General features: G+C 28.0%; 9 protein-coding genes. 4 read left to right on the top strand and 5 right to left on the bottom strand.

Features of this window, described 5'->3' with window-relative positions; all coding sequences use genetic code 11:
- Window positions 1-109: 109 nt before the first annotated feature.
- Entirely contained in the window at window positions 110-2,143 is a 2,034-nt protein-coding gene (metG, locus tag ABM4_RS03210; protein ID WP_255349077.1) for a methionine--tRNA ligase, read from the bottom strand.
- A 480-nt stretch (window positions 2,144-2,623) separates the two neighbouring features.
- The gene (locus ABM4_RS03215; protein ID WP_338093127.1) at window positions 2,624-4,747 is read right to left on the bottom strand and encodes a Tex family protein; all 2,124 of its coding nucleotides are present in this window, start codon (window positions 4,745-4,747) and stop codon (window positions 2,624-2,626) included.
- A 308-nt stretch (window positions 4,748-5,055) separates the two neighbouring features.
- Between ABM4_RS03215 and priL the strand changes: the two genes are divergently transcribed.
- Entirely contained in the window at window positions 5,056-6,414 is a 1,359-nt protein-coding gene (gene priL / locus ABM4_RS03220; RefSeq protein ID WP_016358241.1) for a DNA primase large subunit PriL, read from the top strand.
- The gene (gene priS, locus ABM4_RS03225; RefSeq protein WP_016358242.1) at window positions 6,415-7,419 is read left to right on the top strand and encodes a DNA primase catalytic subunit PriS; all 1,005 of its coding nucleotides are present in this window, start codon (window positions 6,415-6,417) and stop codon (window positions 7,417-7,419) included.
- Between the two features lie 224 nt (window positions 7,420-7,643).
- Here the strand turns inward: priS and cca are convergent, their stop codons facing one another.
- A complete protein-coding gene (cca, locus tag ABM4_RS03230; RefSeq protein ID WP_016358243.1) occupies window positions 7,644-9,029 on the bottom strand; it encodes a CCA tRNA nucleotidyltransferase in 1,386 nt (461 codons plus the stop codon).
- Between the two features lie 485 nt (window positions 9,030-9,514).
- The gene (locus ABM4_RS03235) at window positions 9,515-10,114 is read right to left on the bottom strand and encodes a TetR/AcrR family transcriptional regulator (protein ID WP_016358244.1); all 600 of its coding nucleotides are present in this window, start codon (window positions 10,112-10,114) and stop codon (window positions 9,515-9,517) included.
- A gap of 453 nt (window positions 10,115-10,567) precedes the next feature.
- Between ABM4_RS03235 and npdG the strand changes: the two genes are divergently transcribed.
- Window positions 10,568-11,251, top strand: a complete 684-nt coding sequence (gene npdG, locus ABM4_RS03240; protein ID WP_016358245.1) for an NADPH-dependent F420 reductase — start codon at window positions 10,568-10,570, stop codon at window positions 11,249-11,251.
- 1,021 nt (window positions 11,252-12,272) lie between these two features.
- Window positions 12,273-12,782 carry a nitroreductase family protein gene (locus ABM4_RS03245; RefSeq protein WP_016358246.1) on the top strand — a complete coding sequence of 170 codons (510 nt, stop codon included), beginning with the start codon at window positions 12,273-12,275 and terminating at the stop codon, window positions 12,780-12,782.
- A gap of 94 nt (window positions 12,783-12,876) precedes the next feature.
- Here ABM4_RS03245 and ABM4_RS03250 read toward each other — a convergent pair whose 3' ends face one another.
- A complete protein-coding gene (locus ABM4_RS03250; RefSeq protein WP_016358247.1) occupies window positions 12,877-18,039 on the bottom strand; it encodes a collagen binding domain-containing protein in 5,163 nt (1,720 codons plus the stop codon).
- Between the last annotated feature and the right edge of the window lie 148 nt (window positions 18,040-18,187).

Consider the following 18,187-nt stretch of genomic DNA (forward strand, 5'->3'; position numbering starts at 1 on the left):
AATTTATAGTTTAATATTTTTAATTATTTAAATCTAATTATTAGTTAACTAGATTTTTAATTTTTATTAAGTGTTTTAAAAAAATAGTAAAAATCCAATTAAGGATTATTTACATTACTCTTTCGCCGACTTTACAGTCTTCATGTACACCTAAAAGTGCTGCTGCTTCTTCGGTTGCAAGAATCATACCTTCTGATTTTTCACCACAGAGTTTTGCAGGTTTAAGATTACATAATACAACTACTTTTCTGTCAATTAAATCTTCAGGTTTGTATTCATTTGCAATACCAGAGACGATTTGTTTAGTCTCATCCCCAATATCTACTTGTAATTTTAATAGTTTTCTGGATTTTTCAATCTTTTCAGCTTCTTTAATTTGTCCTATCTTCATTACTATTTTATCAAAATCATCAATTGAAATCATTTCTTCGCTCATTTTATCTCCTCTTTTGGTTTTTTTATCTTTATTTTCAGATTTTTCAAGATTTTTATATAGTTTCTCTTTCTCCTTAGATATTACATCGTCATCAATCTTCTTGAACAATGGTTTTGCTTTATTGATTGAATGTCCTACCTCTAGGAAATGACCTGCATTAGCCCAGTCTTCACTTGATTCCATATTCATTATTTTAGCTATTTCATCTGCTTTAGTTGGCATATATGGTTTGAGTAATGTTGCAAGTGATTGGCATAATTGGTTTGAAAGGTAAAGACAGTTTTTAGCTTTTCTTGGATTTTCTTTAACAGCTTTCCAAGGTTCCTGATCATTAAAATATTTATTAGCCGCTTTACATGTTTTCATTATTTCTACAAGACCATCCCTAAATTCCATATTTGCAATATGTTCACCTACTTTCTTAGGTGTTTTCTTGATTAATTTAATGAATTCTAAATCATCTTGACTTGGGAATTTATAATCAGGTATTTTTCCATCAAAGTTCTTGTTTGTAAATGTAATTGTTCTATGTAAGAAGTTTCCAACTACATCTGCAAGTTCATCATTGTTTCTTCTTTGGAAATCATCCCAACTAAAGTCGGTATCTTTATTTAAAGGTGCTACAATTGTTAAATAATATCTGAGTAAGTCCGCATCGAATTTCTTAACAAAATCATCGACCCAAACAACCCAATTTTTACTTGTAGACATTTTACGTCCTTCAAGGGATAAGAATTCACCTGCAAAAATGGAATCTGGCATTTTACAACCATGTGCATATAACATGGCTGGCCAAAATATGGTATGGTGATAGATAATATCCTTTCCAATAAAATGAATGGCATTATCATTCCAGTAGTCTTCCCATGCAGGGTTTCCATCTTTTCTAGACCATTCTGCTGCTGATGAGATATAACCTATAAAAGCCTCTCCCCAAACATATATTACCTTGCCTTTGGCCTCATCAAGTGGTACAGGTATACCCCAGTCCATATCACGGGTGTATACCCAATCTTTAAGACCATCATTAATCCAGTTTATTGTATAATTTTTTACATTATTAGGTAATTTATCGTTATTTTCAATGTAATCTCTTAATACATCTTCAAATTCACTAAGTTTAAAGTAATATTGAGTTGAATCCTTAATAATTGGTTTTGTATTACATGTTAAACAATGAGGTTCTAAAAGTTCTGTAGTCTCTAATGCTCTACCACAATTTTCACAATGATCTCCCCTTGCTTCACCACCACAAACTGGACATGTACCTTCCACATATCTATCTGGCAGGAATTTTTTACAATTTGGACAGTATAATTGTTCAATGGTTTTTTTATACATATATCCATGTTCATAAAGGTAAGTGAAGAAATCCTGTGATATTTTGTAATGTAGTGGATTTGTAGTACGTGAAAAATTATCAAGTGATATATTACATGATTTAATATCTCTCACAATCATATCATGGTATCTAGTTGCAATATCAATAGGTTTTTTACCTTCCTTGTCTGCTTGTACTGCAATAGGAGTTCCATGTTCATCTGTTGCACCAACCATAAGTACATCGTCGTCAATCATACGGTGGTACCTACAAAATATGTCTGCAGGTAAATAAGTTGATCTTAGATGTCCTAAATGGAAAGGACCATTAGCATATGGAAGTGCTGTAGATACAAAATATTTTGCCATTTGATTTTCTCCTTTAATTGATTTGAAATAAGTTTTTTATAAAAATTAATAGTAAATAAATTAAAAATTTATATAATATTTTTATATTTCTTAAACCAGTTATATATAGTTTTAATTATTATAAAATACTCAATTGATTTTAGTAATATTAATTTTTATTTATTAAAAAATTTTTGGATTCATATTTACACATTAATTTTAAAAAATATGTTTTGTTAAATATGGTGAAAAACAGCTTATTAACTCTATTAAAAATAAAAAATATGAAAATTTAGGGTTTCATTTAAAAAATTAATAAGAATAATTATATTTTTTATAAATTTAAAAAAAATAATTTTTAAATATTATTATTTATTAATCCAAGTTTCTTATTATTTGTCTTTGTTTTTATTTCAAATCCCAAATACTTTTTTAACTTATCATAAATGACTTAGTTCTATTTTATTTGAAATTTAATGGTGACTTGAATGATTATGGATAAATTGATTGTGATTTAATTTAAATTATCATAGATAGATTAATTCTATTTCTATTTAAATCAACACTTAAAACCCTAACATCTACAATATCCCCGACACTTACAATATCTAGTGGATGTTTTACAAATTGATCTTCAACAAGTTCTGAGATATGGACCAATCCGTCTTGATGAACTCCAATATCTACAAATGCACCAAAATCGACTACATTTCTCACTGTACCTTTAAGAATCATTCCTTCTTTTAAATCTTTCATTTCCAGCACATCGTTTCTAAGTATTGGTTCGGGCATTTCATCACGGGGATCACGGCCTGGTTTTTTAAGCTCCTTTACAATATCCTTTAAGGTTATCTCTCCAATACCTAATTCAGAGGAAAGTTCTTTATAGTCAAGATTATCTAGTTTTAAATCGTTACGACCGATATCATCTAAAGTGTAACCTAATTGTTTCAATAGCTTTTCGGTAGCCTTATATGATTCTGGATGAACGGTGGTGTTATCTAACGGGTTTTTAGAATTCGGTACTTTTGTAAATCCTGCACATTGTTCAAATGTTTTAGGACCTAATTTCTTTACCTTTTTAAGTTCTTTTCTACTTGTGAATTCCCCGTTTTCTTCTCTGTATTTAACAATGTTTCCTGCAACTGTATTTGAAATACCTGATACATAGGATAAAAGTGCAGGTGATGCAGTATTGAGGTTTACACCTACGTCATTTACTACCTTTTCTACAACCTCACTTAATGATTCATTTAATTTTTTCTGATTCATATCATGTTGGTATTGTCCTACACCAATGGATTTGGGATCTATTTTTACAAGTTCCGCAAGTGGATCTTGCAATCTTCTTGCAATGGATATTGCACTACGTGCACCTACATCATAATCCGGAAATTCCTTGTCTGCAAGTTTACTTGCAGAATAAACACTAGCACCTGCTTCGGATACAATAACATATTGGCAGTTAAGATTGTATTCTTTAATCATATCTGCAATGATCTGCTCAGATTCCCTTGAAGCGGTACCGTTTCCAAGAGCTATTAAATCAACATTATATTTTTCAATGAGTTTTGATATTGTTTCTTTACTTTCCTTAACCTTATTTTGAGGTTCCGTTGGATATATTACACAGTGGTCTAATACCTTTCCAGTTGGATCCACAATGGCTATTTTACAACCTGTTCTAAATGCGGGATCCCATCCTAAAACTGTTTTATTTTCGATTGGGCTTGTAAGAAGTAATTGTTCAAGGTTTTTTGAGAAAACTTTAATAGATTTATCCTCAGCCTCTTCCTTTAAGATAGAACGTATATCCCTTTCAATTGCAGGTTTGATAAGTCTTTTATATGAATCGTCAATGGAATCCTCTATGATCTCATCAGTGTATTTATTTGGTTTTATTGTATGGTTTGCAATATATTGTTTAATCTCATCGTCATCGGTATCGATTTTGATTTTTAAAATACCTTCCTTCTCACCACGATTAATTGCAAGGATTCTGTGAGGTGTAATGTCATATATGGATTCATCATAATCATAATACATCTCATACTCGGATTCAACATTATCATCTTTGGCCTTTATTGAAATGTCTCCATTCTTATAAGTATCATCACGTATTCTTTTTCTAAATTTAGCATTTTCTGCAATGTCCTCTGCAATAATATCCATCGCACCCTTAATTGCATCTTTAATGGTCTTAACCTTGTCATTTAGAAAATCCTTTGCAATGTTTTCAACCGGTTCATTAATATCCTGATCAAGTATGATTTCAGATAATGGTCCGAGACCTTTGTCTCGTGCTTTGCTTGCTCGTGTTGCCCGTTTTTTCTTATAGGGTAGGTATAAATCCTCAAGTTCAACAAGGGTTAATGCTTTGTCAATTGAATCTTTTAAAGTAGAGGTTAATTTTCCTTGCTCTTTGATGCTTTCCATAATTGTTTCCTTTCTACTTTCAAGATTTCTTAAATAGTTTAACCGTTCATTGAATTTTCTTAAAACAGTATCATCAAGGGAACCTGTTGCTTCTTTACGATATCTTGCAATAAATGGTATTGTGTTTCCATCATCAATTAGTTTTATAACAGCCTCACTTTGCTGAGGTCTAATATTTAGTTCTTTAGATAGTTGTTTGGAAATTATCATTATTTTATTCCTTTAATTAAATGTTTAAAAAAAGTATACTTTAAAATATTTTAAAAATATTAATAGATATTGCATAAAAATATTTGATTTTATCTTTTTTAAACTTTTATTTTTTTAAAAAATTTTCATCTAAACTTTATTAATATAATCTGTTTATTAAAAAAAAAGTCCTGATTTTTATTTTCATATTCCAAGTCTTTGATTGATTTCTTTTATTGCTTTTGAATATTATTTTTTAAATCATTTCTTTAAACTTTTGTTTTTAATAAATAATTTTTTATTATATAAATAATAGATTTATTTTCATGGTTCAAATAGCATATTTAAATCCTTTATCTGATACTGGTAAAGAGATTGTTAGAAGAAAGTCAGATTTGCAGTCTGTCTTCTATGAGGATATTGATTTATTGGATATTGTTAGCAGTACAAATAATCAAAATCTTGACGATGATTCAAAATTACCTAAAAAAATATCAGATCTAGTTTTAAAAAGGATTAATTGGTATATTGAAAAATCTAATAATAAAAATTACGATTCTCATGATTATTCCTATTTATTTAATGACGATATAACGGATTATGATGTTATTGCATTCCATTTGAGTTCTCAGGCTATAGCATATAAATTTAATTATAATTCCTGTGAGATGAGGTTGTTTATTCAATCTGAAGGTGCCATTATTGAGGAAAGACTTTCAAGATTGCTTTTAAATGAAAGAAGAATGATTGTAAATGATGTATTATCTGAACTTATGGTTTCAGGTACGGTAGAATGGACGTTTTTAAAGGATATCTTATCAAGTCGTAAATTATCACTTACTGATTTGGTAATTGATGACGGTGAGGTTGTTCTTGATAAGGATGAGTTTGTCTCCCGTTTTGATGAATATTTAAAGGATTATTCTATTGATACTATCTATGATGTTCTTGTAGGGGATAATGTAAAGGAAGAGGTTTTAAAAAATATTGTCATGGAGGAAACCGAGGAATATATTAAAAGGATTCAGGACAATATTGAATTTGTTAACATTCACCCAAGTATTAAAACACTGGCTGATGAGATAGAAAAATTAATTGATGAGGAGATGACTAAATATAGTGAATTCTACGCTAGTGTAAATAACAATTCCGGTTTTATGGAAATTGGAAAACTAGTAAAAGAAGCCTTTCCACCATGTATTAAATCAACATTGGAGGGTGTATCCTCCGGTGGCCGTAATGATGCAATCGTATTATTTTTAACATCATTTGTATCATATGCACGATTATATCCTGCAATATTTGCTAATGAGGGTGCTAATGTTAAGGTATCAGATATAGATAAGAATCTAAATATCACCGAAAATGAGATATTGCCTTTGATATTTGAGGCTGCAGATAATTGTACACCTCCATTATTTGAGGACCAGCCACAGGAGAAAATAAACATTATATCAAAGCTTGGTTTTGGAATGCATAATGAAGTTAGTTTGGAACATGAGGGAGAAACGAAATGGTATACTCCTATGAGTTGTGAAAAGGTTAAGATTCATCTTCCACAGTTATGTAAAAAGGATAAAGGATGTAAAGGGATTTCAAATCCATTATCCTATTATACAAGGGCTAAATGGAATCTTAAAAAGGAAGGAAAAATTGATTCCGAATCTTCAACTGGAGGTGATTAAATGTTTGGTAAATCTAGTATTCGTGAAAGAAGGGAATTTTATAGGGAAGAGTGGTCCTTGAAAGACTTACCAAGTTTTATTACAGATGAGCTTCCAAGAAGGGAATTTGGTTTTGACCATTATGGTAAGGGACCAAATGACAGATATAAGGTCTTTAAAAATCCGGATATTCTAAGAAGATTTCTGCGAAGCAAGGCTCCCTTTGCGGCTTATATTTCTATTGCCTATTATATCAATCCAAGAGCTAGGGAAGATTGGCAAAAGGCAGAATATGTATTTGATGTAGATGCAAAGGATTTACCAATACGTTCATGTGATTGTAGGGAAGGTGAGGTATGTCCGGTATGTTTGGCTGAATCACTAGAAATCGTAAACAATCTTATTGATACTTTGGATTCTAATCTGGGACTTAAAAACATTCATCTGATCTACTCTGGAAGGGGTTACCATATACGAATATTGGATCCTGACATGATGACTGCAGATAGTGACCTACGTTCTGAGGTTTTAAAATATGTGGCAGGTGCTACGGTTCCTAAATCTGCCTTTCCAAATCCAAACCCCGGAGAGGCTGCAAGTACTTTAAACATTCCTCACTTTGCATTACCAATCGGATACAACAAAATCTTTACAGATCGGGTGAAATATAACATTCAACATCTTAGAGGTAATGAGGAAATTGATGGAATTAATAAAAAATTAATGAAGGATATAATTAAATTCAGATATTTATTGGATGATGATAATTGGGGCATGTTTAGATTAAATATAGGTCCAAGACGTTATAATAATCTTGTAAAAGCCATGGCTAATGTTAATCTATCCACCATAGATGCAAAGGTATCAATTGATATTAAACGTATTTTAAGACTTCCAAGCTCTCTACATTCAAAGGTTAGTATGAAGTGTGTGGAGGTTAAAGATAGGGAAACATTTGATCCTTTAAAATATGCAGTTCCCAAATTCGTATATGAACGTAAAGATGAGTCTCATCCAGATAAATAATTGGTATTTAAAAATAGCGTTTTTTTTTAAAAGAAAATTTATTCAGATAATATTTAGAATTTAAAAATATTATTATTTTAATTTTTTAAAAGGTCCCGTTTTGGCTATTTTTTTTATTTGAGTAGTTATTTTTTATTTTTTTTTTAATTAAGTCTTAAAGTAAATAGTCCTGATTAAAAAATTTATATTCTATTTTAATTTTCAAATTAAGAAAATAATTTCATTTATCTTCTTGTATGTTGGCTTGGATGTAGAAAATCATCTAGATAATCTAAAAAACCATTTGAATCTTCTTTGTTTAATGTTTTTAAATAGTTTTCAAGTAAATATATCTTAAATGTTTTAATTGCAGTTTTTTTAAGATTCTTACCTATTTTAATATGTGAAATATTCTCCCTTTTGAATATGTATTCGATATAGTCGGTTGCGTTCTTAAATTCTCTTTCCTTATTAACTACTAAAAATTCATTTAAACAATAACAATTTGGCCCGTTAGCTTTTTTAAAGTTTTCGCAAGCTTGTTTTACCCATACCTTAGGTCCATAATGGATTTTAATATTATTGAGTTTATATACGTCCATGTTAAATATTAAAACTCCTTTGTCTTTCTCATTGGTCCAGTAACCACTTTTAAATACCTTAAAATCTTCCTCTTCAAGTTTTTCACTTAAAGACTCCTCAGTTTTTCTAAGTTGGGGATATAATGTATCTGCAGGAACTTCCGGAATTTCAAATTCGACAATATATGTTTTTCCACCAATATCGTTAAAGTCTTTTAAAATGGATTTTCTACTAATGTTTTCCTTTTTAAGGGGATAGAAGAAATCTAACTTGTTTTCGCTTCTTCTAAAATTACGGCAGGCATTAATGAACTCTTCCATTTTATCAGATCTTAAAGCCGCACCTACATTACGATTTTTATCTGTTGGATCTATGGCTATTAAAGGATCATTAAATAGTTCTGATGTTCCATATTCTTCTAAATCAATTACGGTTCCATATCTCCAGTTTGAAACCTCATCTATTAGGTTTTCAAAGTTACCATATTTAAGAATCAAGATCTCACATAAATATCCTGCAAATCCACCTACCTTAAATTCAGATCCGTAAACTCCTACACAGTCCATAAATCTTTTAAGAAGTAATATCTCATCAATCTGTTCTTCTTTAATATGGGATTTAATGTATCTTGTATGTAATATGGTTCTATCAACTGCAGATTTCATATCTTTGGCATCATCGATTTTATAGCAGGGAACAAAGTCTATTTCATATCCTTCGATTATACAGGTTAAGTATGGATGTGATGCATAGTGTTCATCGCACTCTCCGTTATATTCATCATTAATTTTATAAGCTATTTCAAGACCCTTTTCTTTTAAAACATTCATATCTGTGCTTAATGGGAAGGAAATAAAGATATCAATATCTGATTTACCTTTTAGAAAGGTTTTTTTAGCAACTGATCCAACTTGAACTGCCTCGGCATTAATATTCTCCTCTCTGCAAATTTGATTAATCCTTTTTATTAATTTAGATGAAATCTTTTCTATCTGATTTATCTCATCTGTATCTGGTTTTATAATATCTAAAATTCCTCTATAATCCATTCAAACCACAAATAAATTTTTTAAAAATAGTTTACATCTAACTTTAATTTTTATCTTTTATAATATAAATATCTAAATAATTATTTTTAAAGTTATTATTTCCTAATTTTCATAAATATCTCATTTTCAGATGGAGACGGTTTTTTAATAATTAGATTTAGATTACAAGTGGATGATTTAAGGTTTTATTAAAATTAATGATTGTTTTAATAAATTTGAATTATAATTATATTCCGAAGTTAATAGTTTAAAATTCAGTTGATAATATTAAATTATTCTTCTGGAATTTTCTATTAAAATTAGTTTGTGGTAAATTCAATTTAGAATATAAATTATTGTTTAAGATTTTTAAAAATAGAGTAATTATATTAACTTCTAAAATAAGCATTTGATTTAATTAAAAATATTCATTATCTGATTTATATTTATTTAAAAGATTATTTTAAATTTGAACCACCCTAATATATTAAAATAACCTTTCTATTTTAAAATATTTCGGTACCACCGTCAACTATATATGGATGATATAGTAGTAGTTTTAAATCCTCGGAGAATTTATTTCTATCGTATTCCTCTTTATTATTGAGATACCCATCGGTTACTTTTAGTATGCCTCTGGAAAAGAAATCACTAATTATTTTTATAGGAATTGTAAATTTAACTCCCTCTAATTCTATTTCTTCAAGATTATCATAGATTTCTTCTGAGATTATCTCATATAATATAAAACTGGAAATGCTTTTATTTTTTAGGTTCAATATCTTTGAGTAGAATTGTTCATGTTTTTCAACATGGTCCAGATAGGTATCAATCAAAATATCATAATAGTCATATAGGTTATCTTGATTTTTTAGTTCTACATCTTTGTATAGTTCATCTACGGTTTCTTTAAGGCATTCCTTAAGAAGTTCCAATTTATCATTAAAATGATAATAGAAGGTACTTCTGTGAATGCCGGCCTTTTCACATATATCAATAACTTTAATTTCTTCTAATGTTTTTTCTTCTAGAAGTAAGAAAAGACTTTCCTTAAGTTGGTGATATGTGTTTTCCTTTCTCGCATCAATTTTTTTCTTCCTTTTCATGTTAACTTTCTGCCATAAAAATTATTCCTTAAAAAAAATAGCTTTAAACATTTTTTAATATTGTATAAAATTCTTATTTGATACTTTTAATAATATTATAATATAAATGTATCTTTTTAATGTAACTTTTTTTAGAAAAAGATGTAATTAATATTTTCTAGATTGACTATCTAAGAGACTAATGAGCAGAATCATTGTATAGGATATTGGTATATTTCTTAATTGCTTGTTTGTATATTATTTTTAATTAAAATATAAAATTTTTGAAATAATTTTAATTCCGTATATGTTTTCACTGAAAATGACTAATTTTTCATTAATTTTTTAATAAAACACTGAAGGAAATCATATAGAAAACTTAAAATATAAGTTATTCATATAATATAGAGTAGATGAGTAAAAAGATGTAAAAAAAAATTTTTTTACTCAAAAAAATATGGGAGGTATAAATCTTTGGTGATTAGTGTAATTGGTGGAACTGGACCTCAAGGTTTAGGTATTGCAAAAAGATTAGCTATTGCTGGTGAATCTGTTATTGTAGGATCCCGTAAAGAAGAAAAAGCCGTAAACATTGTAAAAGAAACAATTGAAGAATTAAAAGATTATGATGTTGACATTAAAGGAATGGCTAATGAAGATGCAGCAAACAATGGTAATATCTTGATAATTACTGTTCCTTTGCAAGCTCAAAGTGCTACACTTAAAACAATTAAACCGTATGTAAAAGGAAAAATTATTCTTGATGCTACCGTGCCTCTTGAAACTGCGATTGGTGGAAAAGTTTCAAGGTTGTTAAAACTTCCCGAAGGATCTGCAGCTGAAAGAACTGCTTCACTTTTAGAAGGTGAAGATGTAAAAGTTGTTGCAGCTTTTAATAATATTAGTAATAGTTTACTTTTAAATATTACTGAACCTATTGATTGTGATTGTATAATTGCAGGTGATGATCAGGAAGCAAAAGATATTGCTTCAGAATTAATTGGTAAAATACCTGGAATAAGGGTTATTGATGCAGGTGCATTAGAAAAATCACAATTAATCGAGGCAGTTACTCCATTACTTATTGGATTGAATATAAAATATAAATCTAAATATGGTGGATTTAGAATAACTGGGATTCCAAATTTAGATGATTAAATTTGAATGCTATATATTTGTTTTAAATTTATAAAATCAAGAAACTAGACTTTGTTCTAGATATGTTTGATGAGCTAAAAACACAAAGAAGGTAATTAAAATCTACTAGTGAGTTTATAATCAAGGAAATACTTTTTAGTATTGGATAGTTGAATTATAAATTTAAAAGAAGGTAATTAAAATCTACTAGGAAAATTTATATTAAGTACTTGACTGTTGATTAAAAAATTTAAAGGAGAGTAATTAAAAAATACTAGAATGTTTTTATTCGGATTGTATTTTTGTCTGTTGATTTAAAAATTTACAGGGGAGTAATTAAAAAATACTAGAATGTTTTTATTCGGATTGTATTTTTGTCTGTTGATTTAAAAATTTACAGGGGAGTAATTAAAAAATACTAGATTGCTTTTATTTAAATTGTATTTTTGACTGACGAATTTAAATATTGAATTTGATTGATGAACTAGAATTTGTTAAGATTCTAGAAGGAAATTTGACTGTTGAGCTAAAATTACTGTAAACAAGAAAGGGACCTTGTAGTTTTAGTTGAAACTGACAGATGACTTGAATATTTTAATATTCAGAAGTGAAAAATGTAGTTGACGATTAAAAATAGTTATTGAAACATAATATTGTTTCTTTAATTTATTTTTAGTTTGATAAAGTTGTAGAACTAAGATTAGTTTGATCTTAGTAGTACTCTGTTGTTGAATTACTAAAGTTTATTTAAAATATAACTGTAATCTTATTTTAATGAACTTTTAGTAATATTATGATTGTTAAATAATAATGGCTTATTAGATTCTTTTCTAATAGGCTATTTTTTTTAATTGTCTTTGCTATTTTTTAATATTTTTTTTATTTATTGAGTTGTTTTATATGCTCTTTAATTGTTTTAAAGATTTTTTTTAAGATTATTTATTTTAGTCTGTTTTTAATAAGATTAGGCTATTTTTTTAATTTCTGATTCATCTTTAGAAAAAAATATATTCTATATGATTTATATTTTATAATGATTTTTATGGATTATGATGTTATTTTTAAAAGGAAAAGTATAAGGGATTATACTGATGAGGAAATTGATGACGATTCAATTAAAACCATTTTAAAAGCAGCTATGCAGGCTCCTTCAGCATGTAATACTCAGGGATGGGAATTTCTAGTTGTTAAAAATAGGGAAAATATTGAGAAACTGTCAAAAATGAGTAAATATTCCGGATGTGCAAAAAGAGCCAACACTTTAATATTAGTCATGGTAAATTTGGAAAAGGTTCCGAAAACCAGGCCATGGTTTGCACAGGATCTATCTGCATCTACAGAAAATATTTTACTTGAGGCAACAAATTTGGGAATTGGTAGTGTATGGCTGGGATTATATCCTGATTCAAAAAGGGTTCAATATGTAAAAGAGACCATGGACCTTCCATTAAATATTGTTCCATTTTCACTTGTAGCCTTAGGTTATCCGAAACATGAATATGCTATTGAAGATAGATATGATGAATCTAAGGTTCATTATGAAAAATATTAAAATTAGTCATTGTTAAAATTCAATTAATAAAATATGATTAAATAGTTTTTAAAAAAAAAGAAATTAAAGTGGAATTTACCACTTTTTAAAATATTTAAATAACTTTTATCTTACTACTGCCTGTGGTTTTATAGTATTTGCCGTCTCCGGAAAAGATTGCTGAGTATTTATAAGTTTTCTTTTGATTCAAAGTAACTTTAATTTTAGCCACTCCTTTTTTATCAGTTGTTGCTGTATAGGTTTTTCCATTAATAGTAATTTTTAATTTTTTACCTTTAATGACTTTACCTTTTTTATCTTTTAGTGTTACTGTTATATATTTGGATTTTGTTTTTAACTTGTATGTATTTGTATTTGCGGATATCCTTGTACTCTTTTTAGTTATAGTAATTTTAGATCTAGCAAAGCTTGCATCATATTTACTATCACTTAAAAATCCAATTGAAATAGTATATGTTCCAATCTTTTCAAGGTTTATTTGAAGTTTCGCAATTCCCTTACTATCAGTTGTCTTAATGTATTTCTTGTTGTTGATGAAGAATTGGACTTTCTTATTCTTTAAAATCTTTCCATTTTTATCTTTTAATGTTACCTTAAAGTATCCTCCTCTTTCACCATTTCTGTAGTAAACGAATTCCTGTTTCATATCTGTAGATATTATTTTAGTTGAAATCTTACTTGACGGTTTTTTAACTGTTAATTTGCTAGTATTGGTACTATTGAAGTATCTACTATCTCCAGTGTATTTCATTGTAATGTAATATTCACCAATATTGAGATTTGTTTTTAGTCTAGCTATTCCATAGTTATCGGTTGTTAGGTTGTATTTCTTGTTTCCATATATGGAATCGAGGTTTACTGTGATTTTCTCATTTTTAAGTAGATTATTGTTAATATCTTTTAAGGTAATTTCATAGAGTTCTCCACTATTGTATTTAATTGTAATGTTTTCTCCAATAATTCTTGTTGGGGTTTTAAGTATTGTAATTGAATTTTTACCAGTTTCATGTATTCCATAGTATATATTATCATATTTATATGTAATATTGTAATTTCCGGGTTCTAATTCTATTTTTAGTCTTACAATACCGTCTACGTCAGTTGTTAAATTATATGTTTTATAACTAGATTTACCGATAATACTTACAACTATATTCTTACCATTTAATGTTTTAGCATTAGGGTCAATAAGACTAATGTTAAAGTATTTATTTTCACCATAATACTGTTTAAAGTCAGTTCCATTTAATTTAATGTTGCTTGTTTTGTTACTTTCTAAATCTTTTGTTAATGATATACCATTAACTGTTGGATAATACCAATTATTTCCTAAATAACTTATCATACCTTGATAGTCACCAGGATTTAATTTGGTCTTAATGTATCCTATTCCCTCTTCGTCAGTTGTGGTGTTTATTGTATAATTCTGGTTTTCCATGTAAATAGTAATACTTACAGTTTGATTAGTTATTGCTCTCATGTATAGATCAATAAGTTTTATCTGGATTAAACCATCTGTTTTAGTAAGGTTAATATTTAGATCAGAGTTAATTCTACTTATTACTTTCTCTACAGTTATCTTAGCGTTTACCTTTGTAGGACTATAACTTTGGCTACCTTTATATGAGGCAGTAATATTATAAACTCCTGGTAAAAGGTTAATAGCTATTTCTGCATTAGCTTCATCATTTGTAATAAGTTTAAAGCTTTGACTTATATTTCCTTGTTTGATAGTTAATTCTACACTTTCTCCTTTAATTGGATTATTTTCATTATCTAAAAGTTTAAAGGAGTAAATGTCTCCATAACCATATAATATTTTGTCTGTTGCTATTATTTTTGTATTAGTTGCATAAATTGTAACATTAAGAGTTATGCCTGATGCAGTATACCAGCTATCTCCTTTAAATGAACTTGCAATTTCATATTTTCCAGGTTCAATTGATAATTGGATATCTGCCCTTCCACTTGGATCTGTATTGGTACTAAAGGCATAATGGTTCTTACCATCATTTACATCAAAGTAAATCTTTTTATTCATTAATGGATTATTAAATGAATCCTTTAATATAACATAAAAGTCATTGTTTTTTCCATAATAAATTTGATTATATCCAATAAGATTTGTGGAGGATATTAATATACGTAATGATGCTGTAGCATTACTGGATTTAAAGTAATTGTCACCGTCATATCTTACTATTACTTGATAAAGATCTGGTTTGAAATTTAATTCCAGATTTGCTGAACCTGTATCATTACAATCAAGTCTGTATGTTCCTTGATTTTCTCCTGTAGAATTAATGAAGCTTACAAATAATGTTTGATTAGCTATTTTATAACCGTTAATGTTGATTAAGCTTATATTGATTATTTGTTTATCTCCATAAACTACATTATCATCAATTAATATCTTTGTACTTCTATTGCTTATTCTTAAGTCTAATATCTGATTATCTACATTAACATAAACTATGGCATCATTATCTTTAAGATTGGAATATACTGTAGTATATCCGGTTCCATTTATAATTGGGACAATCTTCTGATCTAAACTACCATGGGTACAATTAAAGTATGCTATTCTTGAATCCGGAATAGAACTTTCACTGTCAAAGACCTCTCCTTCAGGATTTGTTAATTTATTTAAAGACACTTTAACTGTGTAATTATCTCCGGTATAATTTTCAATATTTAATGTCATTACTATCCAATTATCTAGGATTAAATCTCCAAGGAATCTATATGCCTTATCTGAGGTTGGACCTTGATTTGATCCCCACCAGTTAGATGAAGCATTCATCATTCCCTCTTTATTGAATAAATCATTACCTAAATATTTTGCTGTATTGTTTATAAATATGGAATATTTGATGTTGGTTGTTTTGGTATTGTAAATAGCTCCACCATAGGATGCGCTATTATTTATGAATGTTGAATTCTCAACATCAAGTGTGCCTCCATTAAATATTGTACCTAAATTATTGTAGTCTAATCCGGTGTAATTGTTAGTATTGTTAATAAATGTGGAATTATAAATTTCAAATTTATAGTAATTATTAATGATTATGTTATCTCCATAATTAGAGATAAAGCTTGAATTAATAATAGTGCAATTTCCACCTTTTATACAGGTACCAGGATTTTTTATAAATCTACAATTTTTAATCTGTATTGGATTTATACAGTATTTATTGAAGTTTATTACAGGTAATTTATTGTAATAGTTGTCGCTTGTATTTCCATCGACATTATTAATCTCTGAATTTTCAATTATGATTTTATTAATGAGTAGATTTTCACCACCACCGTTATTACTACCAATGTAAATTGCTGGGACGGTGCTATCTGTAAATAGTGTATTATTGATTATTAGATTGTTGTTTGTTGCAATAATGGTTTTTTTCTGATAAAAGGTACCATATGGTTTAAACCCTATAAAATTGCTGTTATTTATATTTAAATCAGCTACTCCATAAATGGCACATCCGTCAATATTACTAAATAATGTATTGTTGATGTTTAAACTTCCATATCTAAAGTAATCTTCACTAACATAAATAGTATGTACACTTAAAATATTTTTAAATGTACAATTGTTTATATTAATATTTCCTGCACTGGAAATTATAATATTGTTTGAAAAACTTTTATCTTTTGAATAGAAGTTTATACCTTCCAAACTTAATCTGGCCCATCTTGGAACTTTAAAAATATAATTGCTTTCATAAGTTTCAATATATACTGGTCCATTATAAGCTTTAAAGTTTATATTCTTATTAATATTCATTAAGCTATTATAATATCCATCATATGTTCCTTTGTCAATATAAATGGTATTTCCATTTAGAGCTTTTGATACAGCTTTAGTTAAGGTTTCATATGGATTTTCTTCTGAACCATTACCTGTACCATCATGGCCTGTTGTGGAAACATAAATGCTATAATTGGTATATCCTTTTCCAATTAATAGACTTAATCTTTCCTTATTAATAATAGCATAAATAACAGTCTCTTCTGTATTGTCACTATATTTTGTTTTAAAGACATTATCTCTTATAATTCCGGAGTCCGGGCTGAATTTACCATTTTCACATTCAAATTTAACATTAATGTCTATAACTTTAATGTTTTTAGGAATGTCCCGAGTATTCTTTCCATCAGTTAAATAAAGATTTATTGCTAAAGTATTGTTTTCACCTTTATTTAAAGGAGTTTCTGATGTAAAATTTGCAATTATCCAGGTTTCAGGTTTAAAACTATTTAAAATATCATTTTCTGGTATTTCATTAATTTGCCACCAATTGTTTGAAATATTAACAAATTTCTCATTTTCAGGTTTATTGCTATAAACTTTGTATAATGAAGAATAGGAAATTGTAAGATTGTTTAATCCATTTAAGTTTATAATGGATTCAAATAAAGAAGAACTAATAGTAATATTTGAATTATAGAAGTAATTTCTATATAATGACTCATTACCGTAAATCTTTGAATTTTCTATTACTCCATTGGAGTTAAGAATTTCAAAGTACGAATAACTATCTCTTAAAAGGATTGTGTTATTCATTTTAAGATTTGAAGGTTTACCACTTTCTGTTGTATTTGATATTAATCCATATTGGATATTACAATAATTTAAATCAATATTTCCAAAATTATAGATTCTATTTCTGTAAATATTGGAATTATTTGCATATAAATTACCATAATTAACAATATCCTCGTAATTTTCCCCCTTATTTAAATCAAGAGTTGAATCTTTAATTGTTAATGTACCATAATTGCTTATTCCAGATACAAACCCTGTATTATTTGTTAAAGTACATTTAATAATGGTTAAATTACCCCTATTATAAAAGGAACTTTCAGTATTTGCATCACCATGTCCATCTATAATATTAACAGATTCTAATAATAAATTAGAATTCTCTTTAACATTGAATATGAACTTACCAGATCCGTTTATCACTACGTTTCCATTAATTGATTTAATTGTTAAATCTTTATCTATGGTTAAGCCGTTGATATTGTAACTTCCATCAAAAAGGTAAATCGTTGAATTGTTACCTACATGATTAATTGCATAATCTAGGCTTTGATAAGGATTATTGTTTGAACCGTCACCTGAAGTATCACTACCATTTAATGAAACATAAGCTATATTATTTTCATCTAAACGTGTATGGTTTGTTGATTCATTACTTAGGATCGATGTGTTATTGGTTTCTAAAGTAGTTGAATTATGGGGTTCCATGTAATTAGAACTATTGTCATTATTGTTAACAGCACTAATTCCTGATATAGATAAAGTTATTATAAATATTATACATAGAAGAATAGAGTATCTTGCTTTTAACGTAATAATTCACATCCCCTTTTAATATTTGATTAATAAATCTTTT

It is taken from the genome of Methanobrevibacter sp. AbM4 (assembly GCF_000404165.1).
In the GTDB taxonomy this organism is placed as follows: domain Archaea; phylum Methanobacteriota; class Methanobacteria; order Methanobacteriales; family Methanobacteriaceae; genus Methanarmilla; species Methanarmilla boviskoreani.